This window comes from Marinobacter sp. DUT-1 (assembly GCF_050379415.1).
Classification (GTDB): domain Bacteria; phylum Pseudomonadota; class Gammaproteobacteria; order Pseudomonadales; family Oleiphilaceae; genus Marinobacter.
In genome coordinates, this window is record NZ_JBNRLS010000004.1 from 101,731 (window position 1) to 124,062 (window position 22,332).

General features: G+C 57.9%; 19 protein-coding genes and 1 tRNA gene. 11 read left to right on the forward strand and 9 right to left on the reverse strand.

The genetic code is table 11. The features are described 5' to 3' along the window. Positions 1-13: 13 nt before the first annotated feature. On the reverse strand, positions 14-964 hold the full coding sequence (locus tag ACQUTG_RS13685) for a hypothetical protein (protein ID WP_428919945.1): 951 nt from the start codon (positions 962-964) through the stop codon (positions 14-16). A 68-nt stretch (positions 965-1,032) separates the two neighbouring features. Here ACQUTG_RS13685 and ACQUTG_RS13690 point away from each other — a divergent pair, with 68 nt between their 5' ends. Continuing rightward, positions 1,033-2,487 (forward strand): protein adenylyltransferase SelO, encoded by a 1,455-nt coding sequence (locus tag ACQUTG_RS13690; protein WP_428919946.1) that lies wholly within the window; start codon positions 1,033-1,035, stop codon positions 2,485-2,487. A 231-nt stretch (positions 2,488-2,718) separates the two neighbouring features. Here ACQUTG_RS13690 and ACQUTG_RS13695 read toward each other — a convergent pair whose 3' ends face one another. Then, the gene (locus tag ACQUTG_RS13695; RefSeq protein ID WP_428919947.1) at positions 2,719-4,233 is read right to left on the reverse strand and encodes a fumarate hydratase; all 1,515 of its coding nucleotides are present in this window, start codon (positions 4,231-4,233) and stop codon (positions 2,719-2,721) included. A 182-nt stretch (positions 4,234-4,415) separates the two neighbouring features. Here ACQUTG_RS13695 and ACQUTG_RS13700 point away from each other — a divergent pair, with 182 nt between their 5' ends. Both ACQUTG_RS13700 and ACQUTG_RS13705 read left to right on the forward strand, forming a co-directional pair. Then, positions 4,416-5,189: an enoyl-CoA hydratase gene (locus tag ACQUTG_RS13700; protein ID WP_428919948.1), complete on the forward strand. Its 774-nt coding sequence runs from the start codon at positions 4,416-4,418 to the stop codon at positions 5,187-5,189. Between the two features lie 226 nt (positions 5,190-5,415). Continuing rightward, complete coding sequence (locus ACQUTG_RS13705; protein ID WP_428919949.1) at positions 5,416-8,208, forward strand: MECDP-synthase; 2,793 nt, start codon at positions 5,416-5,418, stop codon at positions 8,206-8,208. Positions 8,209-8,260: 52 nt separating this feature from the next. Here the strand turns inward: ACQUTG_RS13705 and ACQUTG_RS13710 are convergent, their stop codons facing one another. Next, a complete protein-coding gene (locus tag ACQUTG_RS13710; protein ID WP_428919950.1) occupies positions 8,261-9,319 on the reverse strand; it encodes a CaiB/BaiF CoA transferase family protein in 1,059 nt (352 codons plus the stop codon). Positions 9,320-9,498: 179 nt separating this feature from the next. Here ACQUTG_RS13710 and ACQUTG_RS13715 point away from each other — a divergent pair, with 179 nt between their 5' ends. Next, complete coding sequence (locus tag ACQUTG_RS13715) at positions 9,499-10,518, forward strand: AraC family transcriptional regulator (RefSeq protein WP_428919951.1); 1,020 nt, start codon at positions 9,499-9,501, stop codon at positions 10,516-10,518. A 5-nt stretch (positions 10,519-10,523) separates the two neighbouring features. Here the strand turns inward: ACQUTG_RS13715 and ACQUTG_RS13720 are convergent, their stop codons facing one another. Beyond that, on the reverse strand, positions 10,524-11,381 hold the full coding sequence (locus tag ACQUTG_RS13720) for a hypothetical protein (protein WP_428919952.1): 858 nt from the start codon (positions 11,379-11,381) through the stop codon (positions 10,524-10,526). A 5-nt stretch (positions 11,382-11,386) separates the two neighbouring features. Further along, positions 11,387-12,775 (reverse strand): DNA recombination protein RmuC, encoded by a 1,389-nt coding sequence (rmuC, locus tag ACQUTG_RS13725; protein ID WP_428919953.1) that lies wholly within the window; start codon positions 12,773-12,775, stop codon positions 11,387-11,389. A 316-nt stretch (positions 12,776-13,091) separates the two neighbouring features. On the opposite strand from rmuC, the gene ACQUTG_RS13730 reads away from it, so the two are divergent. The 4 genes from ACQUTG_RS13730 to ACQUTG_RS13745 all read left to right on the forward strand — a co-directional run bounded on the left by ACQUTG_RS13730 (position 13,092) and on the right by ACQUTG_RS13745 (position 16,886). Then, a complete protein-coding gene (locus ACQUTG_RS13730; protein ID WP_428919954.1) occupies positions 13,092-13,481 on the forward strand; it encodes a hypothetical protein in 390 nt (129 codons plus the stop codon). Positions 13,482-13,628: 147 nt separating this feature from the next. Continuing rightward, on the forward strand, positions 13,629-14,423 hold the full coding sequence (locus tag ACQUTG_RS13735) for an ATP-dependent zinc protease family protein (RefSeq protein ID WP_428919955.1): 795 nt from the start codon (positions 13,629-13,631) through the stop codon (positions 14,421-14,423). Next, a complete protein-coding gene (locus tag ACQUTG_RS13740) occupies positions 14,420-15,937 on the forward strand; it encodes an inactive transglutaminase family protein (protein ID WP_428919956.1) in 1,518 nt (505 codons plus the stop codon). The genes ACQUTG_RS13735 and ACQUTG_RS13740 overlap by 4 nt, the downstream gene beginning before the upstream one ends. Position 15,938: 1 nt before the next feature. Continuing rightward, entirely contained in the window at positions 15,939-16,886 is a 948-nt protein-coding gene (locus ACQUTG_RS13745; protein ID WP_428920346.1) for an alpha-L-glutamate ligase-like protein, read from the forward strand. 61 nt (positions 16,887-16,947) lie between these two features. Here ACQUTG_RS13745 and ACQUTG_RS13750 read toward each other — a convergent pair whose 3' ends face one another. After that, positions 16,948-18,537 carry a BCCT family transporter gene (locus tag ACQUTG_RS13750; protein WP_428919957.1) on the reverse strand — a complete coding sequence of 530 codons (1,590 nt, stop codon included), beginning with the start codon at positions 18,535-18,537 and terminating at the stop codon, positions 16,948-16,950. 248 nt (positions 18,538-18,785) lie between these two features. On the opposite strand from ACQUTG_RS13750, the gene ACQUTG_RS13755 reads away from it, so the two are divergent. Both ACQUTG_RS13755 and ACQUTG_RS13760 read left to right on the forward strand, forming a co-directional pair. Beyond that, positions 18,786-20,432: an FMN-binding glutamate synthase family protein gene (locus ACQUTG_RS13755; RefSeq protein ID WP_428919958.1), complete on the forward strand. Its 1,647-nt coding sequence runs from the start codon at positions 18,786-18,788 to the stop codon at positions 20,430-20,432. 110 nt (positions 20,433-20,542) lie between these two features. Continuing rightward, positions 20,543-20,619, forward strand: a tRNA-Pro gene (locus tag ACQUTG_RS13760). A 52-nt stretch (positions 20,620-20,671) separates the two neighbouring features. Here the strand turns inward: ACQUTG_RS13760 and ACQUTG_RS13765 are convergent. Further along, positions 20,672-21,313, reverse strand: a complete 642-nt coding sequence (locus tag ACQUTG_RS13765; protein ID WP_428919959.1) for a Crp/Fnr family transcriptional regulator — start codon at positions 21,311-21,313, stop codon at positions 20,672-20,674. 116 nt (positions 21,314-21,429) lie between these two features. Here ACQUTG_RS13765 and ACQUTG_RS13770 point away from each other — a divergent pair, with 116 nt between their 5' ends. Further along, positions 21,430-21,618, forward strand: a complete 189-nt coding sequence (locus tag ACQUTG_RS13770; RefSeq protein ID WP_428920347.1) for a YgaP family membrane protein — start codon at positions 21,430-21,432, stop codon at positions 21,616-21,618. A 63-nt stretch (positions 21,619-21,681) separates the two neighbouring features. On the opposite strand, the gene ACQUTG_RS13775 is transcribed toward ACQUTG_RS13770, so the two are convergent. Continuing rightward, a complete protein-coding gene (locus tag ACQUTG_RS13775; protein WP_092004428.1) occupies positions 21,682-22,047 on the reverse strand; it encodes a MerR family transcriptional regulator in 366 nt (121 codons plus the stop codon). Beyond that, on the reverse strand, positions 22,028-22,330 hold the full coding sequence (gene ihfA, locus ACQUTG_RS13780) for an integration host factor subunit alpha (RefSeq protein WP_007151838.1): 303 nt from the start codon (positions 22,328-22,330) through the stop codon (positions 22,028-22,030). Before ihfA ends, ACQUTG_RS13775 begins: the two co-directional genes overlap by 20 nt. Positions 22,331-22,332: the final 2 nt, after the last annotated feature.

Consider the following 22,332-nt stretch of genomic DNA (forward strand, 5'->3'; position numbering starts at 1 on the left):
TCGCTTGGGGTTGCTAACTGGAGGCCGGAGGCTCCCTGAACTGAGGAGCCTCCAGCGAATGGTCCGCACCGACGGGAATCAGGACATCGGCCCGGCCCGGCATTTCCCGGAGGCAATGCTCGGTTACGCGCTGGTAGTACATGATGAATCGGGCCACTTCTTCGTCGGACATGATGCGCAACGAGAGAGCACTCGTGTCGCGGCCGCCCTGTTCTGGTGCATTGGCATGGCGTGCGGCCAACTTGTGTTCCTGCAAGGTGCGCCATTCCAGCACGCACTCCATGGATGGCGCCTTGAGCATCACCAGGTAATCAAGCCGGTCGAAGAACGCCCGGTAGCTGTCTTTAAGGCATTCGTTCACATAGCTGCGCCAGGTGGCATGAGGATCCTCCTCGGCTTCCAGCGTGTTGACCGGCCGGGCCAGCGCTTCTTCGGGTTCCGGCGCAGCCCCCAGGCACCAGCCCTCCACCAGAATGACCTCCGCCGGGCCTTCGAACACCGGCCAGCGGTCCCGGGGCGCGCGATCATCCCGGGCCTTGTCGAAGGCGGGGATTGCGGTCCGGTCCCCGGGTTTTGCGGCGAGCAGTTGGTCGATCACCTTCTGGCCCAGGGACACATCGTGGGTGCCCGGCACACCGCGGGTGATGAACAACGGGTGCACGAGTCCGGCAAGTCTCTGCCGCTCTGCTCTGGTAAGGTAGATATCATCAATGGAGAAGCTGGCTGTGGCCGTGTCAAAGTGGCGGCTCAGGATTTCTTTGAGGAACAGGGTCAGGGTTGATTTCCCGGTGCCCTGGGCCCCATGGATACCAATAAGCACCGGCCGCCCCAGCCGCTGCCGGAGTTCGAGAATCCGGTGCGCCAGGGGCAGAATGGTCTGTTCGACGGTGTGTCCGTATGAGGAAGGCAGACCTTCCTGGCTGATCAGGGTCTCAATGGTGATGTTGAGTTCGTTTTCAGACACGGTGGTTTCCTGAATCGGTTTAAATTGAAAGCAGCAGAATCTGTACCAACTGAGAGTATACGCATTGTATGAATGACACAGGTTTCCGGATCGAACATCGCTACCTGGAGCTTCCGGACAGCTTTTACACCCGGGTACAGCCAAAGCCGCTGACCAACGCCAGAATGGTTACCTTCAACCATGAGCTGGCGCGCCAGATGGGCTTTCATGTGAGCTCGGCAGAGGAATGGACCGGCGTCGGGGCCGGCACGGAGCTACTGGAAGGCATGGACCCGGTGGCCATGAAGTACACCGGCCATCAGTTCGGCATGTACAACCCGGAACTGGGAGACGGCCGCGGCCTGCTGCTGTGGGAAACCATCGGTCCCGATGGCCGACGCTGGGACTGGCACCTCAAGGGCGCCGGCACCACGCCCTACTCACGGTTCGGCGATGGCCGGGCTGTATTGCGCTCCACCATCCGGGAGTACCTGTGCAGCGAGGCCATGCATTTCCTGGGCATTCCCACGACCCGGGCCCTGTTCATGGTCAGCGCCGGGGATCCGATTCGCCGGGAAACCATCGAGACTGCCGCCGCGCTGATGCGGGTGGCCGAGAGCCATATCCGCTTCGGCCACTTCGAATTCGCCGCCCATCACGAGGGGCCGGAAGCGGTGAAGACCCTGATCGAACATGTGATCGCCCTGCACTTCCCACACCTGATCGATCTGCCGGAGGACGAGCGCCACACCCGCTGGTTCGAGGAAGTGGTTGAGCGAACCGCCCGGCTGATTGCCGACTGGCAGGCCGTGGGCTTTTGCCATGGCGTGATGAACAGCGACAACATGTCGATCATCGGCGATACCTTCGACTACGGGCCCTACGCCTTCCTCGACGACTTCGACGCCGGCTATATCTGCAACCATACTGACCAGGGGGGCCGCTACGCCTACAACCGCCAGCCCCAGGTCGGCTTTGTAAACTGCCAGTACCTGGCCAATGCGTTGTTGCCGGTGATGGACGAAGACAGCGTCCGCCGGGGACTGAGGCGTTACGAGGTGATCTATAACGAACGCTTCCTGCAGAACATGCGTGACAAGCTTGGTCTGGCCGAACCGGATGACTCCGACCTCAGCCTGATCATGGAAACGTTCAGCATGCTCCACGAACAGCACGTGGACTACACCCGTTTCTTCCGGGGCCTCTCCAACCTCTATGACAAGGGCCATGACCCGGTACGCGACCTGTTTGTAGACCGCAGCGTCGCGGACGAATGGCTCGAACGCTACGAACAACGCCTGCAAAAAGAAACCCGCGCCCACGACGAGCGGGAATACGCCATGCGCAAGGTGAACCCGAAGTACATCCTGAGGAACTACCTGGCCCAGCAAGTGATTCTGGAGGCGCAGAACGGGGATTATCAGCCGATGGAGGAGTTATTGGAGGTGCTCAGGCGGCCGTTTGATGAGCAGCCGGAGCTTGAGAAGTATGCAGCGCTGCCGCCGGACTGGGGGAAGCATTTGAATATCAGCTGTTCCAGCTGAGGAGTCATGAGGCACAGGGGTCTGAAGAGCTCCGTTCTTCTGACCCCAAATTAAGCCAAACCCCAAAACTAAAAAGGGGTCAGATGAAGGCTTTCATCAGACCCCGGAGCACAGGGGTCTGAAGAACTTTGTTCTTCTGACCCCAACTTAAACCACACTCCAAAGCTAAAAAAGGGGTCAGATGAAAGCTTTCATCAGACCCCGGAGTTCTTCTCACCCCATGTTCAGCCCTTAAACCGCCTTGGCAGCAATAATCTTGTCATGCCACTCAACCGGCCCGGTCTGGTGCACGGAGCTGCCCCGTGAATCCACCGCCACGGTCACCGGCATGTCTTCCACTTCAAACTCATAGATGGCTTCCATACCCAGCTCTTCAAAGGCCACAACCTTGGCGCCTTTGATAGCCTTGGACACCAGGTAAGCCGCACCGCCCACCGCCATCAGATACACCGCGCCGTGCTTCTTGATCGCGTCAATCGCGACCTGGCCACGCTCGGCTTTACCGATCATGCCGGTCAGGCCGGTTTTCTCCAGCATGGTGTCGGTAAACTTGTCCATGCGGGTGGCGGTAGTCGGGCCGGCAGGGCCAACCACTTCTTCGCGCACCGGATCAACAGGCCCAACGTAGTAGATGAAGCGGCCTTTGAGATCCACCGGCAGTTCCTCACCTTTCTCGATCATGTCGACCATCTTCTTGTGGGCAGCATCACGGCCGGTCAGCATCTTGCCGGACAGCAGGACGGTTTCACCCGGCTGCCACTCTTTGACGTCTTCCGGAGTAACGGTATCCAGGTTCACGCGGCGTACGTTCTCACCCACTTCCCAGGTGATCTCCGGCCAGTCGTCCAGGCTCGGCGGGGTCTGCAGGGCCGGACCAGTGCCATCCAGGGTGAAGTGCGCATGGCGCGTGGCCGCACAGTTCGGGATGATCGCCACTGGCTTGTTGGCGGCGTGGGTCGGGTAATCCTTCACTTTCACGTCCAGCACGGTGGTCAGGCCGCCGAGACCCTGGGCACCGATACCCAACTCGTTCACTTTCTCGAACAGCTCGAGACGAAGCTCTTCGGCGCGGTTAGAAGCGCCGCGCGCCTGCAGATCGTGGATGTCGATCGGATCCAGCAGGGATTCCTTCGCCAGCTCCATCGCCTTCTCGGCAGTACCACCGATACCGATACCCAGCATGCCCGGCGGACACCAGCCGGCCCCCATCTGCGGAACCATCTTCAGCACCCAGTCCACCACAGAGTCGGATGGGTTCAGCATGGCAAACTTGGACTTGGCTTCGGAACCGCCGCCCTTGGCAGCCACGTGAACCTCAACAGTGTCACCCGGAACCATCTTGTAGTGGATGATGGCCGGGGTGTTGTCCTTGGTGTTCTGGCGCTTGCCATCCGGGTCGGCCAGCACGGATGCCCGCAGCACGTTGTCCGGGTGGGTGTAGGCGCGACGGACGCCTTCGTTGATCACGTCGTCCAGCGGCTGGTCGCACTCGAACTTGACGTCCATACCGATGTTCACGAAAACCGTAACGATGCCGGTGTCCTGACAAATCGGACGGTGGCCCTGGGCGCACATCCGCGAGTTGATCAGAATCTGGGCCATGGCATCCTTCGCCGCCTGGGACTCTTCCTTCTGGTAGGCCTCATACACGCCCTGGATGAAGTCCTTGGGATGGTAGTAGGAAATGAATTGCAGCGCGTCCGCTACACTCTCAATCAGGTCGTCCTGGCGGATTACGGTGGTCATAGGCGCCTCATCAGCTTGTTTCGTTATTTCGTGTCATCGAAAAATCGGGAGGCGAGAGTTTACCAGAAAATCGTTCGAACGAGTGATGCGACGGAAGGCGAAGGCGCTATAAAAGGAAGTAACAAAACAATCGATCAGGGGGACGATCCCCGGAAAATAACAACATGTTCGCAGGAGATACCGTGACCGACCTCATCCTCACCGAGAAAACAGACCGAATTCTGACCGTTCGCCTCAACCGTCCGGAGCGGAAGAACGCCCTCACCCACGACATGTACACCGCCATGGGCGACGCCCTGGAACAGGCAGAATCCAGCAGCGACATCCGCTGCACCCTGTTCACCGGTGCCGAGGAGTGCTTCACCGCCGGCAACGACCTGAGCGAATTCGCCCAGGGCCTGCCCGGTGAATTCCGGGAAACCCCGGTCGGCCGCTTCCTTTTATTACTGGCAACCGCTACCAAACCGGTGGTGGCCGCAGTCAATGGCCCGGCCGTTGGCATCGGCACCACCATGCTGCTGCACTGCGACCTGGTGGTGGCGGGCACCAACACCCGCTTCCAGATGCCCTTCGCCAACCTGGGCCTGTGCCCGGAAGGCGGCTCCAGCCTGCTTTTACCCGCCTGGCTCGGCCGGGTACGGGCGGCCGAACTGCTGATGCTGGGCAACGCATTCACCGCGGAAGACGCCCTGCAGATGGGCATCATCAACCGCGTTTGTGATCCTGCGGAAACCGAAGACAACGCACGGGAACTGTGCCGCCAGCTGGCCGCCCAGGCGCCCGCTGCCCTCCGTGCCACCAAACAGCTACTCAACCGGCCGGTAATGGAGGATCTGACAGACACCATGCTGACCGAGGGGAAGCTGTTCAGCGAACGCCTGCAATCGCCCGAAGCTGCCGAGGCATTCCGTGCGTTCATGGAAAAACGCCAGCCCGATTTTTCCTCCTTCGACTGACTCGCAAAAGCCACTGAGGAGGCTCGACAAAGCGTTCATTGCCAACTATTTTTCAGAAAGGCCGAACTCCATCCGTGCGAGGATGACCCGAAAGGCCAGAATCACACTTTTGGCTGATCAACACTTGCCAGACTGTCGCTATAGTCAGAGTTACGAAATTGGCTCAAAGCGCTGACCAAAATTTCAGAAGAACATAACGACACAACAACAGGAAAAGGTTCCACCCATGTTCAAGAAAACACTAATAAGTCTTGCCGTGGCGTCTTCCGTTGGACTTACAGGCTGCTGGAGCAGCGGTGACGAGGGGGCGAATGCTAATCCGGATTATCAGATTACTGATACCACAATCGACAACACCCTTGTCAGGCCCATTTTTGATCCCGTACTGACATCTCCCACCTTCGACATTCCGGCAAACTTTGACCTTGTTCTTTTGCTGGGTGCGGGCCAGAGCACTAACTACGATTTTACCGGGTTTTCTACGGGCACTGACCCTGCTTCTGCGTCTGTAAGCGATTTGGCAGGCTACTCAACTTCAGGCCAAATCGACATTCGCATGAATGGCTCAGTCGACCCAGAGACCGTCATTGCAAACCAGACAGTTCATCTGGTTCCGCTCAACATGAAACCGGTGTCTGCAGCCACTCCAAACATTGAGCTGACCGCAAATCCCTCTTACATCGACACAGAACAACCTTTTGACCTCGAAAAGCTTGGCGCTCAAAGAATCCGCGCCGAAGTTGTTTCACTTGACGGTGGATCGGACAACGTCATTCGAATCACTCCGCTTGAGCCGCTGGCAGACCAGACCAAATATCTGGTGCTAGTGACAGACGGGGTAAAAGGTGCAGATGGTCGCCCAACCGAACAGTCTGTTCCGTATAGCCAGATCGCCGGAGATGGGCCTCTGGGTAACCCGGGCTTCCAGTCTATTCGCGACGTTTTGAACGCGGCGATTAATTTGTCTGATGCCTGGTTAGGGGCAAACGGCATTGAGCAGGATGTAACACTTGCTTACACCATGACGACGTCAAATACCAAAACGGTATTCAACGCGATTACCGCTCCCGGTACTTACCTCGAAACACTTGGCCAGCAAGTCGTTCTCTACTCTGCTTTGCAAGTTGTGCAAGACAACCTGCCGGAAGATGCGACAGCGTCGACAGTGTTTGCAGCCCTGGCAGACGCACTTAGCGCCAGTCCGACCAACACCGAGTTGGCTCAAAAAGTCGGAGCAGCGGTCGCTCCATACAGTCAGGATGAAACATTAGGTCCGCAGGTAGTAGGGTCCATCGTTCCCGACCTGCCATTCCCCAAGCCTAGAACAACCGCTGTATATGACTCCACCATCCAGTCTTCCGCTTCTTTGACAGCTATTTCAAACTCCGGTAACGACGCGCTGATTGGAGCTGCACAGCTAGTCAACGTTTCAGAGGGCGCGATTGAGCTTCCCTATTACCAAAAGTTGCCCGGCACAGATGGAACGCCACTTATTACTGGAATGTGGCGTGGCGATACCCAAGCGGAAGCCGGCTTAAACGCTACAATTGATGCCTTTAAAGAGACTTACCCATCTCTCTCCAACTTTAGCTTCCCCCGAGATAGCGATGGAACCTTCAACCTGACTCAATACATGCCGTTCCCTGAGGAGAATGCGAAAGTAGCAGTACCAGTTACCATCTATTATCCCAACGTAGCTGCAGTCTCTGCTGCAACGGGAGGCGCTCTGGACTGTAGCTCCGCAACCGGGTCAGGCATCACAGACGTGGTGATTTTCCAGCATGGCATAACGGTTGATCGGAGTGTTGCAACGATCCCAGCCATTAACCTAACCGCGCAGTCCATAAGTCAAGGCAAGTGCATTGCGACAATTGCCATTGACCAGCCGCTCCACGGACTCGGTGGATCCACTGTCGGCACCGTTCCAGGACTGACTCCCGCAGATCAGTATATCGACCCGGCTGATTTCCCGGATGCAGATTATGTCGGGGAGCGCCACTTCTATTACAGCACTCCAGAGGGTGCCTTCAGTCCGCAACAAGAGAGTGCTATCACTGATGTGCGCTCAGGCAGCCTGTTTATAAACCTGACAAGCATGCAGACAACCAGAGACAACCTGAGACAGGGTGTTATGGATTTGCTGAATCTGTCAGCAACCATTGCGAACGGTTCACTCGACATCGATGGCAGCAACACAGATTACGGCCAAAACCAGCTTCAAACCAAGAATGTTCACTTTGTGGGCCACTCCCTTGGGGGTATCACTGGATCAGTGTTTGCGTCGATGCTGGAAAATCCGACGCTCCGGGGAACGAACTCAGCTACGGGGACTCTGTTTTACCCAGAGTTAGCCTCCATTTCTCTGATGAACACTGGTGGCCAGCTCACCAAGCTGGTTGAGAACTCCCCATCCCTTGCACCGCCAGTGCTCGGTGGCTTAGCTGCTGCTGGAGTATCCCAGGGAACCTCGACACTTGAGGCATTCCTGTATGTACTTCAGTCCACTATCGACAATGTTGACCCGGTCAACCACGGCAAGAACTTGGGCGCATTCGCAACCGCCAATGGCACAGGCATTTTGGTGTCAGAAGTGGTCGGTGACTTAACGGTTCCCAATGAGGCTAACGTTGCACCTCTGGATCAGGCCCTCTCCGCTCCGTTGGCGGGCACTGAGCCCCTGATGGCGCTGATCGACATTGGTGCAGGCGGCGGAGTACTTAATGACGGGACAGGTACTAACCTGATCTCAGCCAGCAACCCTGTTCCAGTGGGTAGCCCAGCAAATGCCGCATCGTTCTACTTTGGGCAAAATCCTTGCGTGAACGCGAACCATGGCACATTTGTAGCACCAGCAGCACCAGCTAACGAGGTGTGTCCGGAGGGCTCAAATACCTCAGCCGCATTTGCAGATATGATTGGCGAGGTTATTGGCAATGTTACTCAACAAGCCATCCCGGTTACGAATCCCGCAGTTTTGGGTGATAGCATGACTGTTGAGTTTGCTTTGGATCAGAACTGATAGGGTAGAAATGTAAAAACCCCGGCCACGCCGGGGTTTTTTTCGTTAGAACCTAGCCAAATCGGACAGGACAGCTCAATTGCTTTTGCCTGACCCCATCCCCCCGATCAACCTCAATCACCATCCCCCTGGCCTTCAACTGCGGATGCTCCGCCGCCTCTGAAATCGTCAGCACCGGCTCCACACAGGCGTCCTGCCCGGCGAAAATTTCCTGCCACTCCGCCAGCGTTTTTTCCTTCACTTTCTCCTGGATGGCCGACTTGAGCTGCTTCTGATCATCCGGCTTCTGACTCAAGGCCTGGCTTTTCATCTCGGATAGCCCCAGCGCGTCACACAGCCGTGCCGAGAACTGAGGCTCCAGGCTACCCACCGACAGCCAGCGGCCATCACTGGTCTGGTAGTAATCATAGAAAGACCCACCGTTGAGCATGCCGCCCTCGGGCTTCTGCTCCACGCCACCGGCCAGGCAGGCCGCGCCGGACATGGCGTTTAAGGCAAAGGCGGCGTCGGTCATGCTGATGTCCACGAACTGGCCTTTGCCAGTCTGCTGGCGTTCGATGACGGCGGCGAGGATGCCCATGACGGCGTGGTGGGAGCCGCCGGCGACGTCGGCGATCTGGATGCCCATGGGGGGCGGGCCGCTGTCTGCGCGGCCGCAGTGGCTGGAGACGCCCGCAATCGAGAGGTAGTTGATGTCGTGGCCGGCGCGGTCTTTGTAGGGGCCGGTCTGGCCGTAGCCGGTAATGGCACAGTAGATCAGCCCGGGGTTGATTTCACGCAGGGTCTCATAGCCGATACCCAGGCGGTCCATTACACCGGGGCGGAACTGCTCGACCACGATGTCGTAGTCCTTGACCAGCTCTTTCACCTTGTCGGCAGCCCCCTCCTTCTTCAGGTTGAGTTGCAAGGTGTCCTTGCCGCGGGTGAGGTAGGAAAACGCGGTGCTGAACTTGCCATCAAAGGGGGGTATCACCTTGATGAGGTCTACCCGGTCCGGTGCCTCGATTCGAAGCACTTCTGCCCCCATATCGGCCAGCAGCATGGTGGCGTAGGGGCCGGGCAGCAGCGTGCTGAAATCCAGAACCTTCAGTGACTTCAAAGGGCCTGCCATGGTTTTCTCCTTGTTGTGACGTTTGTTTTTTCCCATGCTGCCGTGTTTTGCTCCCGGGGCCAACTACCGGTTCCCCCATTCCCGTTTACCAATTCTTCCACACGTCAGGCAGTTAGGCCGGTTGCAATGTTCCCCCGGGGTTTTATGATGGGTTTCGTTTTCATGGAATGGCGAACGCGATGCCCAACCTCACGGTTTCAAGACATTTTGTACAGGCAGCCTTGGTCGGTGCCGAGGCGCAGGGGCTGGACACCCGGGAGATGCTGAAGGAAGCGGGGATTTCTCCGGATCTGCTTCGCATCGAGATGGCACGGGTCAGCAGTGACCAGTTCAGCCGGCTGATGCAGGTGCTCTGGAACCGCACCGGGGATGAGTTCATGGGCATGGGACCACGAAGGGCCCGCACGGGCACCTTTGCGACCATGTGCGCCCTGGTCATCGATTGCCCCAATCTTGAGGCCGTTTACCGCCAGGCTTTCCAGTTCTCTCGCCTGTTCGAGCCCATGGTGACCATGGAGCTGGAAGTCGGAGAAGAACAGGCGCGGCTGGTCTTGCGTATCGAAGGCGAGATCTACGATCCCAGTTACTTCTTGCGCGAGAGCATTCTGGTGATCTGGCATCGCCTGGGAAGCTGGCTGATCGGCCAGCCGGTGGAACTGGACAAAGCCGAGTTCGACTATGCCCGCCCGCCCCACGGTGATGAGTACCGACATATTTTCCACTGCCCGCTGGAGTTCGAAGCAGGCCAGACCGCCCTCACCTTCGATAAGCGCTTTCTCTCGGCTCCGGTCATCCGGGACAAGCCGGAAATGCGCCAATTCCTGAAGACCTCACCCGCGGACCTGCTCTCCCGGCCCGACGAAAGCAACACCTGGACCGGCAGGATCCGTGCACTGATTGGCCGGGATTTCTCGAAGCCCCTGCCCGATTTCGAGTGGATTGCTTCGGAGCTGCATACCAGCCCGCAAACTCTCCGGCGTCGGCTGAAACAGGAAAACACCTCCTTCCAGGAGATCAAGGACCTGCTGCGGCGGGACATGGCCATTTACTACCTGGGCCGGCAGGAATTGCCGATCAATGACATCGCGGAGAAAGTGGGCTTTACCGAGCCATCGACCTTCCACCGCGCCTTCAAGAAATGGACGGGCGTCACCCCCGGCGCCTATCGCGAGGGTGAGCGGGGAAATCTCGAGTCCTGATTGGCTCAGGAACCGGCAGGCGCCTGCAGGTGACGGACCAGCTGCCCCAGTGTCTGGGCGATTTCACCGGCCCGCTCCCGATTGAAACCGAGTTGCATCAACCGTGAGCCGTCGCGGGGATCGTAGATCCAGCAGCTGGCCACAGCGGCCTCACAGCCCCACTCGATCATGGGATTCACACCATAGACTTCCATGGTCTGGGTCTTGCGTACGAGGCGACTGCCCGACTCACGACGAATCTCCTGGAAGCTGATAACGCTGTCGGTCGCACTCACTTCGTAAGCAACATCCGCAGGCTTATCCAGCCGGACAACCGACTGATCCGCACGCCAGCCGGCCATATCCAGCAGGCTGTTGAGATGCATCAGCAGGGCGTCCCGGTCATTGTTGGTGAGATAGAGCTTGCGCAGTGACGATATACTCTGATTACCCGCCGGTTCGATCACGGCCACCTTGGGCGGCTGCTTGCCATTGGCCTGATCGGCCGAGCCGGACTTGCGGGTGCGCTCCACCTCGGTAATTAGTTTCAGGGCCTGTTGGTAGTGGCTGCCCTCGGTTCCGGCCTGGGTGACATAGGCTTCCAGGGCCGACTGGGCTTCGTTCAGATGGCCCGCCTGAAGCATCACCCGGCCGCGGTAAAAAAAGTACTCGGCCGGCTTCTTCGCTTCCAGCTGCTGGAGCCGATTCAGGTACTCCCCGGCTTCGCCCCAGCTACCGGCATTGACCGCCTCTTCTGTGGCCAGCATCAAGCGGCGCATCTCGTGCTCCGGAGCCAGGGCATGCGCCTGGCCGGCGGCCGACAGGGCGGCGACCAGGGCCACAAACCGGGCCAGTCGTTGAAATGTTCCAGATGCTACTGCCATCGCTCTTACTCCTGCTGGTTATCGGCGTTCATCGCCGCTTCCATCTCGCTATCTCCGGCATCCACTTCGGCCTGCTCCAGGATGCCCCGGGGAAGTTCTTTCTTGACCCTCACGCCCAACTCCACGAACCGGTTCGCCTGTGAAATCAGGTTACCACGGCCCCGGGTCAACGTATTCATGGCCGAATCATAGCTGCCCTGGGCCGTCTGCAACTGGCTACCCAGGCGCTCCATGGCTTCGACAAAGACCCTCAGTTTGTCGTAAACCGCACTGGCCCGGTCCGCAATGCGCCGGGCATTCTGGCTCTGGCGTTCATATCGCCAGATGTTCTCGATGGTCCGCAGTGTGGCCAGGAGCGTGGTCGGAGTGACCACAATAATCTTTCGCTCGAAGGCTTCTGCGAAAAGGTTCTCGTCCTGCTGAAAAGCTGCCACGAACGCCGGTTCGATGGGCATGAACAACAGCACGAAATCCGGCGAATGCAGGCCGTGGAGCTGGCTGTAGTCTTTCTCGCTCAAGGTGCGGATATGGTTCCGCACTGCTTCCACATGCTGTTTCAGCGCATCCGCCCGCGCATTCTCGTCTTCCTCGTTGACCCACTGCTGGTAGGCCAGCAGGGACACCTTGGAATCCACAATCAGGTTCCGGTTATCCGGCAGGTGCACGACCACATCCGGGCGCAACAGCTGGTGATCACCATCCCGGTAACTGCCCTGGGTTTCGTACTCCACGCCCTTGCGCAGCCCGGACTTCTCCAGCACCCGCTCCAGGATCAGCTCGCCCCAGTTACCCTGGATCTTCTTGTCACCTTTCAGGGCTTTGGTCAGGTTGGCTGCTTCCTCGGTAATCTGCCGGTTCAGCTCCTGCAGCGATTTGATCTCGCTGCGCAGTGCCTGGCGGTCCCGGGTCTCGGTGGTGTAAACGTCCTCCACGCGTTTGCGGAAATCCTGCAACTGGTCCCTGAAGGGGTTAAGCAGGCTGTCCAGGCTGGTGCGGGTTTCCTGGGTGAAACGCTCGTTCTTCTGATCGAAAATCCGGTTGGCCAGGTTTTCGAACTCCTGTTTCAGCGCATCCCGGTTGCGCTCCAGCAACTCCAGTTTCTCCGCTGCCGAGCGGCGCTCCCGGTCCAGGGCCACTTCCTGCTCCCGAAGCCTCAGCCTCACACGGTGCAACTCGCCGGAAAGATCCTCTATCCGGTTCTGAAGATTTTTGCGCTCGCCTTCCAGCTGTTCGACCCACTGTCGCTTGCCGCCAACGTCCGATTCCAGACCGGCCACCCGGGTCTCAGCGTCAAAGGCCCGGTTTTGCCAGGCATCGACCTTGCGGACCGAGCGCACCAGGAAAACAACAAGAAGCACTATCAGCAGTGCCAGCACTCCAACTAATCCAGCCATCAATTCCGGCGAGGCCACTATCCATCGGGTTATCGCTTCCGGCACTGCAAGACGCTCCTGGTTGGTTTTCCCGGATGATCACATCATGACGAACAGTTTAACGTAACAATGGAACCTTTTGCGTTGCCTCCCGTTCATAGGTATCAGAAGGGCTCCGGCACCTCGACTGATTGGCAAATTCATGACCGGTGTACATCTGACTCTGGACGTGCCTCGTAATATCCACTAAAAGAATAAAGTGTTCGTCCTGTTTATTTTGATTACATTTTTTTCACGGCCGGGGCGAAACCGCAGTCAGAGGATGGACAGGCAAGTTATGCTGAAAGAACTGTGGCGAAAACTGGGATCAGAACTCTGGCAGGATAACCGGGCCGGGGATGGCGCGCCGTCGTGTGTTCTGGCGGGGAGAAAGAAAACCTATCCGAAAGGTTTCCGGATTCTGCCCCACATTACCCACACCGGTGAATTCCACCTTGAACGCCTGACAAGAATCCTGAAAGAGCGCTATGGCCAGAGCTTCTCGATTCCGGATAGCCGAAGCGAGAATGATGGCGCCATCAGGGAACTGATCAGCTTTGCCTCCCGTATCCAGGATCAGGATATCCAACGCGAGTTGTTGCTGTTTTACCTGAATTGCTCCCCGGTGATTCAGGAGTATCTGCGTTCCCAGACCGATCTCGGCGAAGGTCCCTTCCTGTCCGGATAATCCGCATTGCCCGTTAACCAACTGTAAAGTCACTACACAGGTTGGTTGCGGTATACTCCCCGGCCTTAATTGAACATTTTCAAGGCACAGACCATCAGCGCGCCCGTATTTTTCGGGCGTTTTTGTCTGCCGGCTCAGGGGTACTTCATGGGTTACAAACGTTCGCGGGCTGGTTTTCCCCTCCTTTTTGTTATCGCGGCCGCAGTGCTGAGCCTGGCGCTGGCCGGCTGTTCGTCGAACCGCTACTTCATGGTTCCGAAAAAAGACCTGACAGAACTGAATTCCTCCGTCCAGTCCCAGCGGGCAACGCTCGTCACCATGGAGGGCAATGCAGCGGTTCGCCATGAGCAGCTCCTGCAACGGGAGGAGCTGTCCACTCAGACCATCCTGGAAGCCATCGAAAAGAAAGTCGAAAAGCCGGTCTGCCCACCAACTCCGCCGAAGCCAGTCTGCCCGACACTCGAGGACACCGGCCGTGCCGACCGCCTGAAAGGCAAGGTAGTCGTTGGCGAAGTGGAAAAACTCTATCTGGCAGAACCCGGTCTGGTTTATACCGCCCGGATCGACAGCGGTGCCGAAACCTCCTCCATGGATGCCCGTAACATCACCCGTTTCGAACGGGATGGCAACAACTGGGTGCGCTTTGATGTCCCGGTCCCCGGCACCGATGAGCTGGTCACCATGGAGAAGGAGATTTCCCGCCGCGTCCGCATCATCCAGGCCAGTGCCGAAGACTCGGAGCGCCGGGTCGTGGTCGAACTGCAGTTTGCCATCGGTGATCACAAGCAGGTTGCCGAGTTTACCCTCGCCGACCGCAGTAACCTGACCTATGAAGTACTGATTGGCCGGAATGTCCTCCGGGATGTGATGCTGATTGATGTCGGCAAGGAATTTGCCACTGAACTGCCCAAGAAACTCAAACGGAACGGAGACGACGCTTGACCACCCGTTCACGCATTCCTTTTTATGTTGCCGTACTGCTGCTGATCGGCGCTGGTATTTCCCTGGCCGTCTGGCGCCATGTTGAACTGGGCATACCCTGGTTAACCGGTGAACAGCGCCCGGTCTGGATGGTCGAGGCCCGGGTGGATTTTGACGGTACCGGTGAGCCGGTGCTGGCAAGCCTGAACATCCCGGAACAGCCCCCTGGCTTCAGCATTATCTCCGAGCAGGCGGCCTCTCCGGGCTACGGTTTCTCCATCGTGGAAAACTCCGGCGGCCGGAGGGGGGAATGGAGCAAACGCGACGTCTCCGGCCCGCAAACCCTATACTTCAAGGCCCAGTTCATTCCCACGGATGATCCGCGGTCCCGGCGCCAGGCACGGGAACCGCAACCCCGTGAAATGTTCTGGGAAGAACCCCAGGCGACCGCCGTACGGGAGGTCCTGACCCAGGCCCGCGCACGCTCCAGCACGCCCGAAAGCATGACCCGGGAGCTGATCCGGCTGATGCAGCCCGACACACGGACCCAGAACACCACACTACTGGTGGCCGAAGAGAATTACCTCCAGCTACTGGTGGATATGCTTAATCACGCCGGCATCCCCGCCCGTACCGCAGATGGCCTGCGGCTCGAGGATGCCCGCCGCCGCCAGCAGCTGATGCCCTTCCTGCAGATCTACAACGGTGATCAATGGCTGACCTTCGATCCGCAGACAGCGGAACAGGGGGTCCCCGAGGACCTGCTGCTCTGGCGCCAGGGTTCCGAATCCCTGCTGGATGTGGTCGGCGGCGACAATTCGGAAGTGAGCTTTTCAATGCTCCGTCAGACCGTCCCTGCCCTGCAGCTGGCGACGATGCAGGCCGACTCCAACGGGCTCGGTTTCCTGAGCTTCTATGAACTGCCCATCGAGGAACAGAGCATGTTCCGGATGCTGCTGCTCCTGCCCCTGGGCGCACTGATCGTGGCGTTCATGCGAATGGTGATCGGCATTCGGACGTCGGGCACTTTCATGCCTGTTCTGATCGCCGTGGCCTTTGTGCAGACAACCCTGCTTCCCGGACTGATCGCCTTTCTGTCCGTGGTGGCAATCGGGCTTCTGATGCGGAGCTATCTGTCCAGTCTGAACCTGTTGCTGGTGTCCCGGATCTCCGCACTGATCATCCTCGTCATCTTCATTACCGCCGGGCTGTCCATTATCGGCTATCAAATGGGCTTCAACACCGGCATGACCGTGACCTTCTTCCCCATGGTGATTATCGCCTGGACCATCGAGCGGATGTCCATCCTCTGGGAGGAAGAAGGGGTTCATGAGGTCATGATCCAGGGCTCGGGCAGCCTGTTCGTGGCCATCTGCGCCTACCTGATTATGAGTGCCCCGATCGCCGGCCATCTGACCTTCAACTTCCCGGAACTGCACCTGGTGATTCTCGGGTTTATTCTTCTGATGGGTCAGTACACCGGCTATAAGCTCAGCGAACTTCGTCGATTTTCACCCATGAAGGTGTATGACTGACATGGAGTGGATTTCTCCCCGGAGACTGAACCGGCTCGGCATGCTCAACATGAACCGGCGCAATGTGGATTACATTGCCCGGTACAACGAGCGCTCGTCCTACCCACTGGTGGATAACAAACTCAAGACCAAGCTGGTGGTGGCGGAGTATGGCGTCAGAACGCCCAGGCTGTTGCAGATCGTCCGCGAGCAACATGAGATCTCCCACTTCCGGGAAATCGCCGAGGACCTCGAAGGCTTCGCCATCAAGCCTGCAAAAGGCTCCGGGGGCAAGGGCATCACCGTGATCACCGGCCGGGACGGCGATGAATACATCAAGGCCTCAGGAGCCCGGGTCGACGCCCCTTACCTGGAACGCCACCTGACCAACATCCTGGCAGGCCTCTACTCGCTGGCAGGAACGCCAGACGTCGCCATAGTCGAAAGTCTGGTCCAGTCCGATCCGGACCTGGCCCGTTACTCCCATCAGGGGGTGCCCGATATCCGTATTGTTGTGTTCCAGGGCTATCCCGTCATGGCGATGTTACGTCTGGCCACCACTGCCTCGGACGGCAAGGCCAATCTGCACCAGGGTGCCGTAGGTGTGGGTCTTGATATCGGAACCGGTCGTAGCCTCAATGCGGTTCAGTTCAACCGACCGATCACCCTGCATCCGGACACCGGCCTGGCGCTGGAAAACATCGAGATAGCGGCGTGGGACGAGATGCTGGAGATGGCTTCCCGCTGCTATGAAGCCACCGGGTTGGGCTACATGGGCGTGGATCTGGTGGTGGATGCCAACGAAGGCCCTCTGCTGCTTGAGCTCAACGCCCGCCCGGGCCTCGCGATCCAGATGGCTAACGGATGTGGCCTCCTGCCGAGACTCCGCGCTATCGAGAACCTCAAGCGCCCTCATTTTTCGCCTCGCGAACGCGCACGGTTTGCCATGGAAACCTTCGCCAGCCTCTGAGCTCATAAACCAGACACAAAAAAACCGGGGCCTAGACCCCGGTTTTTTTATCCGCTGATGATCAGAGTTCGCCCCTGGCTACCAGCAGTTTGCGCTCATGACTGAGCCCCTTGAGCAGCCCCCAGGTCATGACCAACAGAATGGCCGTGAACGGCAAGCCGGCACTGATGGCCGTTGCCTGGATCGCACCCAGGGCATCGGCACCGCCGCCGAAAATCAGCGCTGCGGCGATCGCACCCTCCATGACAGCCCAGAATACACGCTGAGCAGTGGGAGCGTCGGTCTTGCCGCCGGCGGTGATGCTGTCAATGACCAGCGAGCCGGAATCCGAGGATGTCACGAAGAACACCAGCACGAGAACGATTGCCACGAAAGAGATAATGCCGGTCAGCGGCAGATTGGCAAACATCTGGAACAGGGCCAGTGACACATCGGTCAGGCCTTCCTCGGCCAGAACACCAACACCATTCTGGATTTGCTCAAGCGCCGAGCCGCCAAAGCTGCTCATCCAGACAACGGTGATGACAGTCGGAATCAGGAGAACAGCGGTAATGAATTCCCGAACCGTGCGACCCCTGGATACCCGGGCGATAAACATGCCGACGAACGGTGACCAGGAGATCCACCAGGCCCAGTAGAAGACGGTCCAGCCCTGGAACCAGGCTTCATCCTCACGGCCAAACGGATTGCTCAGCGGCACCATGTTTACCACATAGCTTGAGGAGGTGACCCACATGGTCTCCAGAATGGTCATGGTCGGGCCAGCGAAAATGACGAAGAACAGCAGCAGCCCCGCCAGACCCATGTTGATATTACTGAGGACCTTAACACCGCCCTCCAGACCACGGAGAACAGAAATCAACGCAAGCGCGGTCACCCCCACGATAATGGCCATCTGAACGTTGATCCCATTGCCGGTACCGAACAGGTAATCGAGACCGGACGCGGCCTGTTGTGCGCCAAAACCCAGAGAGGTTGCCAGGCCGAAGATGGTCGCAACCACGGCCAGGACATCAATGATGTGGCCAGGCCAGCCCCAGACCTTGTCTTTAAGCAGCGGGAAGAACGCCGAACGGATAGTCAGCGGCATGTTCTTGTTGAATGCAAAGAACGCCAGTGACAGCGCCACCACGGCATAGATTGCCCAGGGATGCAGACCCCAGTGATACATGGTCGCGCCCATGGCGAGGTTGGCTGCCTCCGGAGAGTTCGCTTCAACATTGAAGGGCGTCTCGTACCAACCGGTGTAATAGGCGGTCGGTTCCGCAACGGCCCAGAACATCAGGCCGATACCCATACCGGCGGCGAACAGCATGGCGAACCATGACGGTCTGGAGAACTCAGGCTTGGCGTCCTGGCCACCGATCCGGATTTTGCCCACCGGCATGAAGATCAATGCCAGACAAACCACCACAAAGATGTTGGCACTGATCAGGAAAAACCAGTCAAAACTGGCAATGATGTCCCACTTTGCTCCATCGAGCATCTCTTTCGCCGGCGTCGGGAACATCAAGGTTCCGATGACGAAAGCCACGACGATAAGAGCGGAAACGGGGAACACCCAGTTATGGAGATCCAGGCCCAGGACGTTAATATTATCCTGGCCCGCGACGTAATCCGTCTGATACTCGTCTTTCACTACCTCGCCCACGTTTGGCGCCTCCTGGGTCAGATATTTAATGTCAGAGTCGGAGTTCATTTATTACAAGCGCGAAAGTCTAATGTTTTGAGGTCAAAACATCAAAAGTTGCGCGAAGTCATTTTTCAGTATCTATCCCTACCAGAATAGTCCATTTATCGAAATTACAAGTGGCCGCGTCGGCAATCCGCTGCCTTGCGCCTCTGGTATCTATATACTCAGTGCATCAAGACATTCATGTCGAGCAAACCGAGGTATTCATGGAGAAAACCAAAACCTTTCCACTGCGTTACAGCGCCTACGCTTTGAGTATCGCAGGGCTGATCGTTTCACTACCCGTCACGCTTTGGTTGGGCTATGGCTACATCTTCCCGGCTCTGTTCGCTGTACTTACGGCTGTGGGTACCTACGATCTGGTTCAGACCAGGCATACGGTCAGCCGGAACTATCCCATCATGGCCAACTTGCGGTATCTCTTTGAATCCATTGGCCCGGAGATTCGGCAGTACTTCATTCAGTCCGATACCGAAGAGCGCCCTTTCTCCCGGGAACAGCGTGCCATCGTCTACCAGCGCGCCAAGAATGTGCTCGACAAGCGTCCATTCGGCTCACAGTTGCACATGTACGACGAGGGCTTCGAATGGATGAATCATTCGATGACCCCGACACGCATTACAGAATCAGACTTCCGCATCGTGATCGGAAAAAGTCGCGCGAAGCCCTACAGCGCCAGTGTTTTTAACATCTCGGCCATGAGCTTCGGGTCCTTGTCAGCAAATGCCATTCTCAGCCTGAACACCGGCGCAAGAATGGGTGGTTTCTACCACGATACCGGCGAAGGCTCGATTTCCCGCTATCACCGCCAGCCGGGCGGGGACCTGGTCTGGGAAATTGGCTCGGGCTACTTTGGCTGCCGCAACAAGGATGGCAGCTTCAACGAAGAGATGTTCAAAGAGAACGCTGCCCTCGATCAGGTAAAAATGATAGAGCTCAAACTATCCCAGGGTGCAAAACCGGGTCATGGCGGCATCCTCCCGGGCGCCAAGGTGACTCCGGAAATTGCGGAAGCAAGAGGGGTGTCTGTCGGCGAGGACTGCGTTTCGCCCCCCAGTCACTCCGCGTTTTCCAATCCGATTGAAATGCTCGAATTTATTGATCATCTTCGTGCGCTCGCGGGCGGCAAGCCGGTGGGGTTCAAGCTGGCCATCGGCCATCCCTGGGAATGGTTCGGCATCGTAAAGGCGATCCTGGAAACCGGCATCAAACCGGACTTTATTGTTGTTGATGGCGGCGAAGGCGGCACTGGCGCGGCGCCACTGGAATTCATCAATCGGCTGGGCATGCCCATGACCGAAGCCCTGTTGATGGTCCACAACACCCTGGTGGCCACCAACCTCCGGGAGGACATCGCGATAGGGGCTGCCGGCAAGATTACCTCTGCATTCAACATCGCCCGCACACTCGCCCTGGGGGCTGACTGGTGCAACGCTGCGCGTGGCTACATGTTTGCACTGGGATGTATTCAGGGGCTCAGCTGCCATACCGGGCGCTGCCCGAGCGGCGTGGCCACCCAGGACCCGCGGCGGGGCAACAAGCTGGATGTCCGGCACAAGAGCGTCCGGGTTTACAATTTTCACAAGAACACTCTTGGCGCGCTGCAGAACCTGCTGGAAGCCGCCGGCCTGCGCCATCCGTCCGAGCTGGGTCCGGAGCATGTCATCCGCCGGACCTCCAAGACCGAGGTGCATTCGTACCTGGACCTCTACCCGTTTCTGGAGCCCGGCGCCCTGCTGACCGGAGAAAAAACCGGCCTTACAGTGTTCGACAAATACTGGCCGGAGGCCCGCCCCAATACCTTCGAACCGCCCCAGTTCATCATGAAGCTCCGGGAAACAAAGTTGAGGTGAATTTTCAGGGCGATTTGCCGAAAGCCTGTTTATTTTTCTGATGGGCTGGTGTAGACTTCGCTCCCGCTAAGCCACTGAGATAAACCTGTTTTCTCATGGCTGGCAGTTAACGGGGCGTAGCGCAGCTTGGTAGCGCATCTGCATGGGGTGCAGAGGGTCGCAGGTTCAAATCCTGCCGTCCCGACCAAAATTCCCTGACAAAGCCCGGGCCGAGAGGTCTGGGCTTTGTTGTTTTCGGATCAGGCTCCGGCCACGGCCGAGGAATCCAACAATCCTGTCAACTCGATCTTCCCACGGGACAGTGACACCATCCCTCGCCGCTCCAGTTCCTTGAGCAATCGGCTAACCACTTCCCGCGCGGTTCCGAGCTCAACCGCCAGCTCCTGATGGGTGATCGTAATCACGCCCCGGCTGGCCCGTGCCTGGAGCCACTCTGCGAGCCGCTCATCCATGCGGTGGAAGGCAACCTCCTCGACAAGCAGCATGAGATCATCCAGACGACGCCCGTAGGACTCCATGATCCCGAGACGGAATTCGGGGGACTGGTCCATCAGCCGGTCAAAGAATCCCCGCGGGAGCATCGCCGCCTCTCCCTCTTCCTCGACGACCGCTTCCGCCCGGTAAGCCCGGCCGGTCATCAGGCAGCCAATAGAGAGCGTGCAGATGTCATCCTTACCCATGCGATACAACACAATGCTGTGGCCTGAAGCACCGGTCATCTGCACCTTCACACTGCCCTGCAGCACCAGCGGCAACCCCTGGCACCGCTCGCCGGCGCTGAACAGTACCTGACCCGCCGGAAAACGTACGATCTGGATGTTCTCCATGGCGTCTTTTCGAAGCTGCGCAGGCAGAATGTCGAGGATACTGTGCTGGGGCATGAAATGACGTCCTGATTCCTTACATTGGCTGATCGAGTGTGACTTTATCACTGAACTAACGGGAAGTATGACCTAAAGTTAAGTCATAAGCTCATATCAGCAAAGGAGACTGAATGATGACTGTAAACATGGGTTCTGCTGACCGCATCATCCGCGCTGTTGTTGGCGTGGCTCTGATTGCCCTGGTTTTCGTTGGCCCCCAGACCGCGTGGGGATGGATTGGGATTATACCGCTGGCGACTGCGCTGATGGGTAATTGCCCCGCCTACAGCATCCTGGGCATCAAGACCTGCAAGAAAAAGTAATAGCCAAAAAAAAGCCGGGGCGGTCCTGAGGGCCGCCCCGGCTTTCTCTTTTTTACACCCGGTTTATTTGACCGGCGTGTTGAGCACCTCAAGCACCTCTTCGAGCTCAACAATCATCTGACGGATGAGCTGCTTGTACTGGGAGGTGTCTTCCTTTATCTCGTGACTGCTCAGCTTCTGCTTGGCGCCACCGATGGTGTAGCCCTGATCATAGAGCAGGCTGCGAATCTGGCGGATGGTAATTACATCCGCCCGCTGATAGTAACGACGGTTGCCCCGGCGCTTGACCGGCGACAGCTGTGGAAACTCCTGTTCCCAGTACCGCAACACATGGGCTTTGACGTCACAAAGATCGGCTACCTCACCGATGGTGAAGTAACGCTTCCCGGGGATAGCCGGGAGTTCATTGTTATGACTGGGTTCCAGCATACGCTTCCACTTTCTGTTTTAGTTTTTGTCCGGGTCGAAACGTAACAACACGCCGTGCACTGATCGGGATCTCCTCACCGGTTTTCGGATTCCGTCCCGGCCGCTGTTTCTTGTCCCGAAGGTCGAAGTTGCCGAAACCGGACAACTTCACCTGTTCGTTATGGCTGAGTGCGCCTCTGATTTCATCGAAGAAAGCTTCCACCATTTCCTTGGCTTCCCGCTTGTTCAGGCCCAATTCCTCGTACAAGCGCTCCGCCATTTCCGCTTTCGTCAAAGCCGCCATCT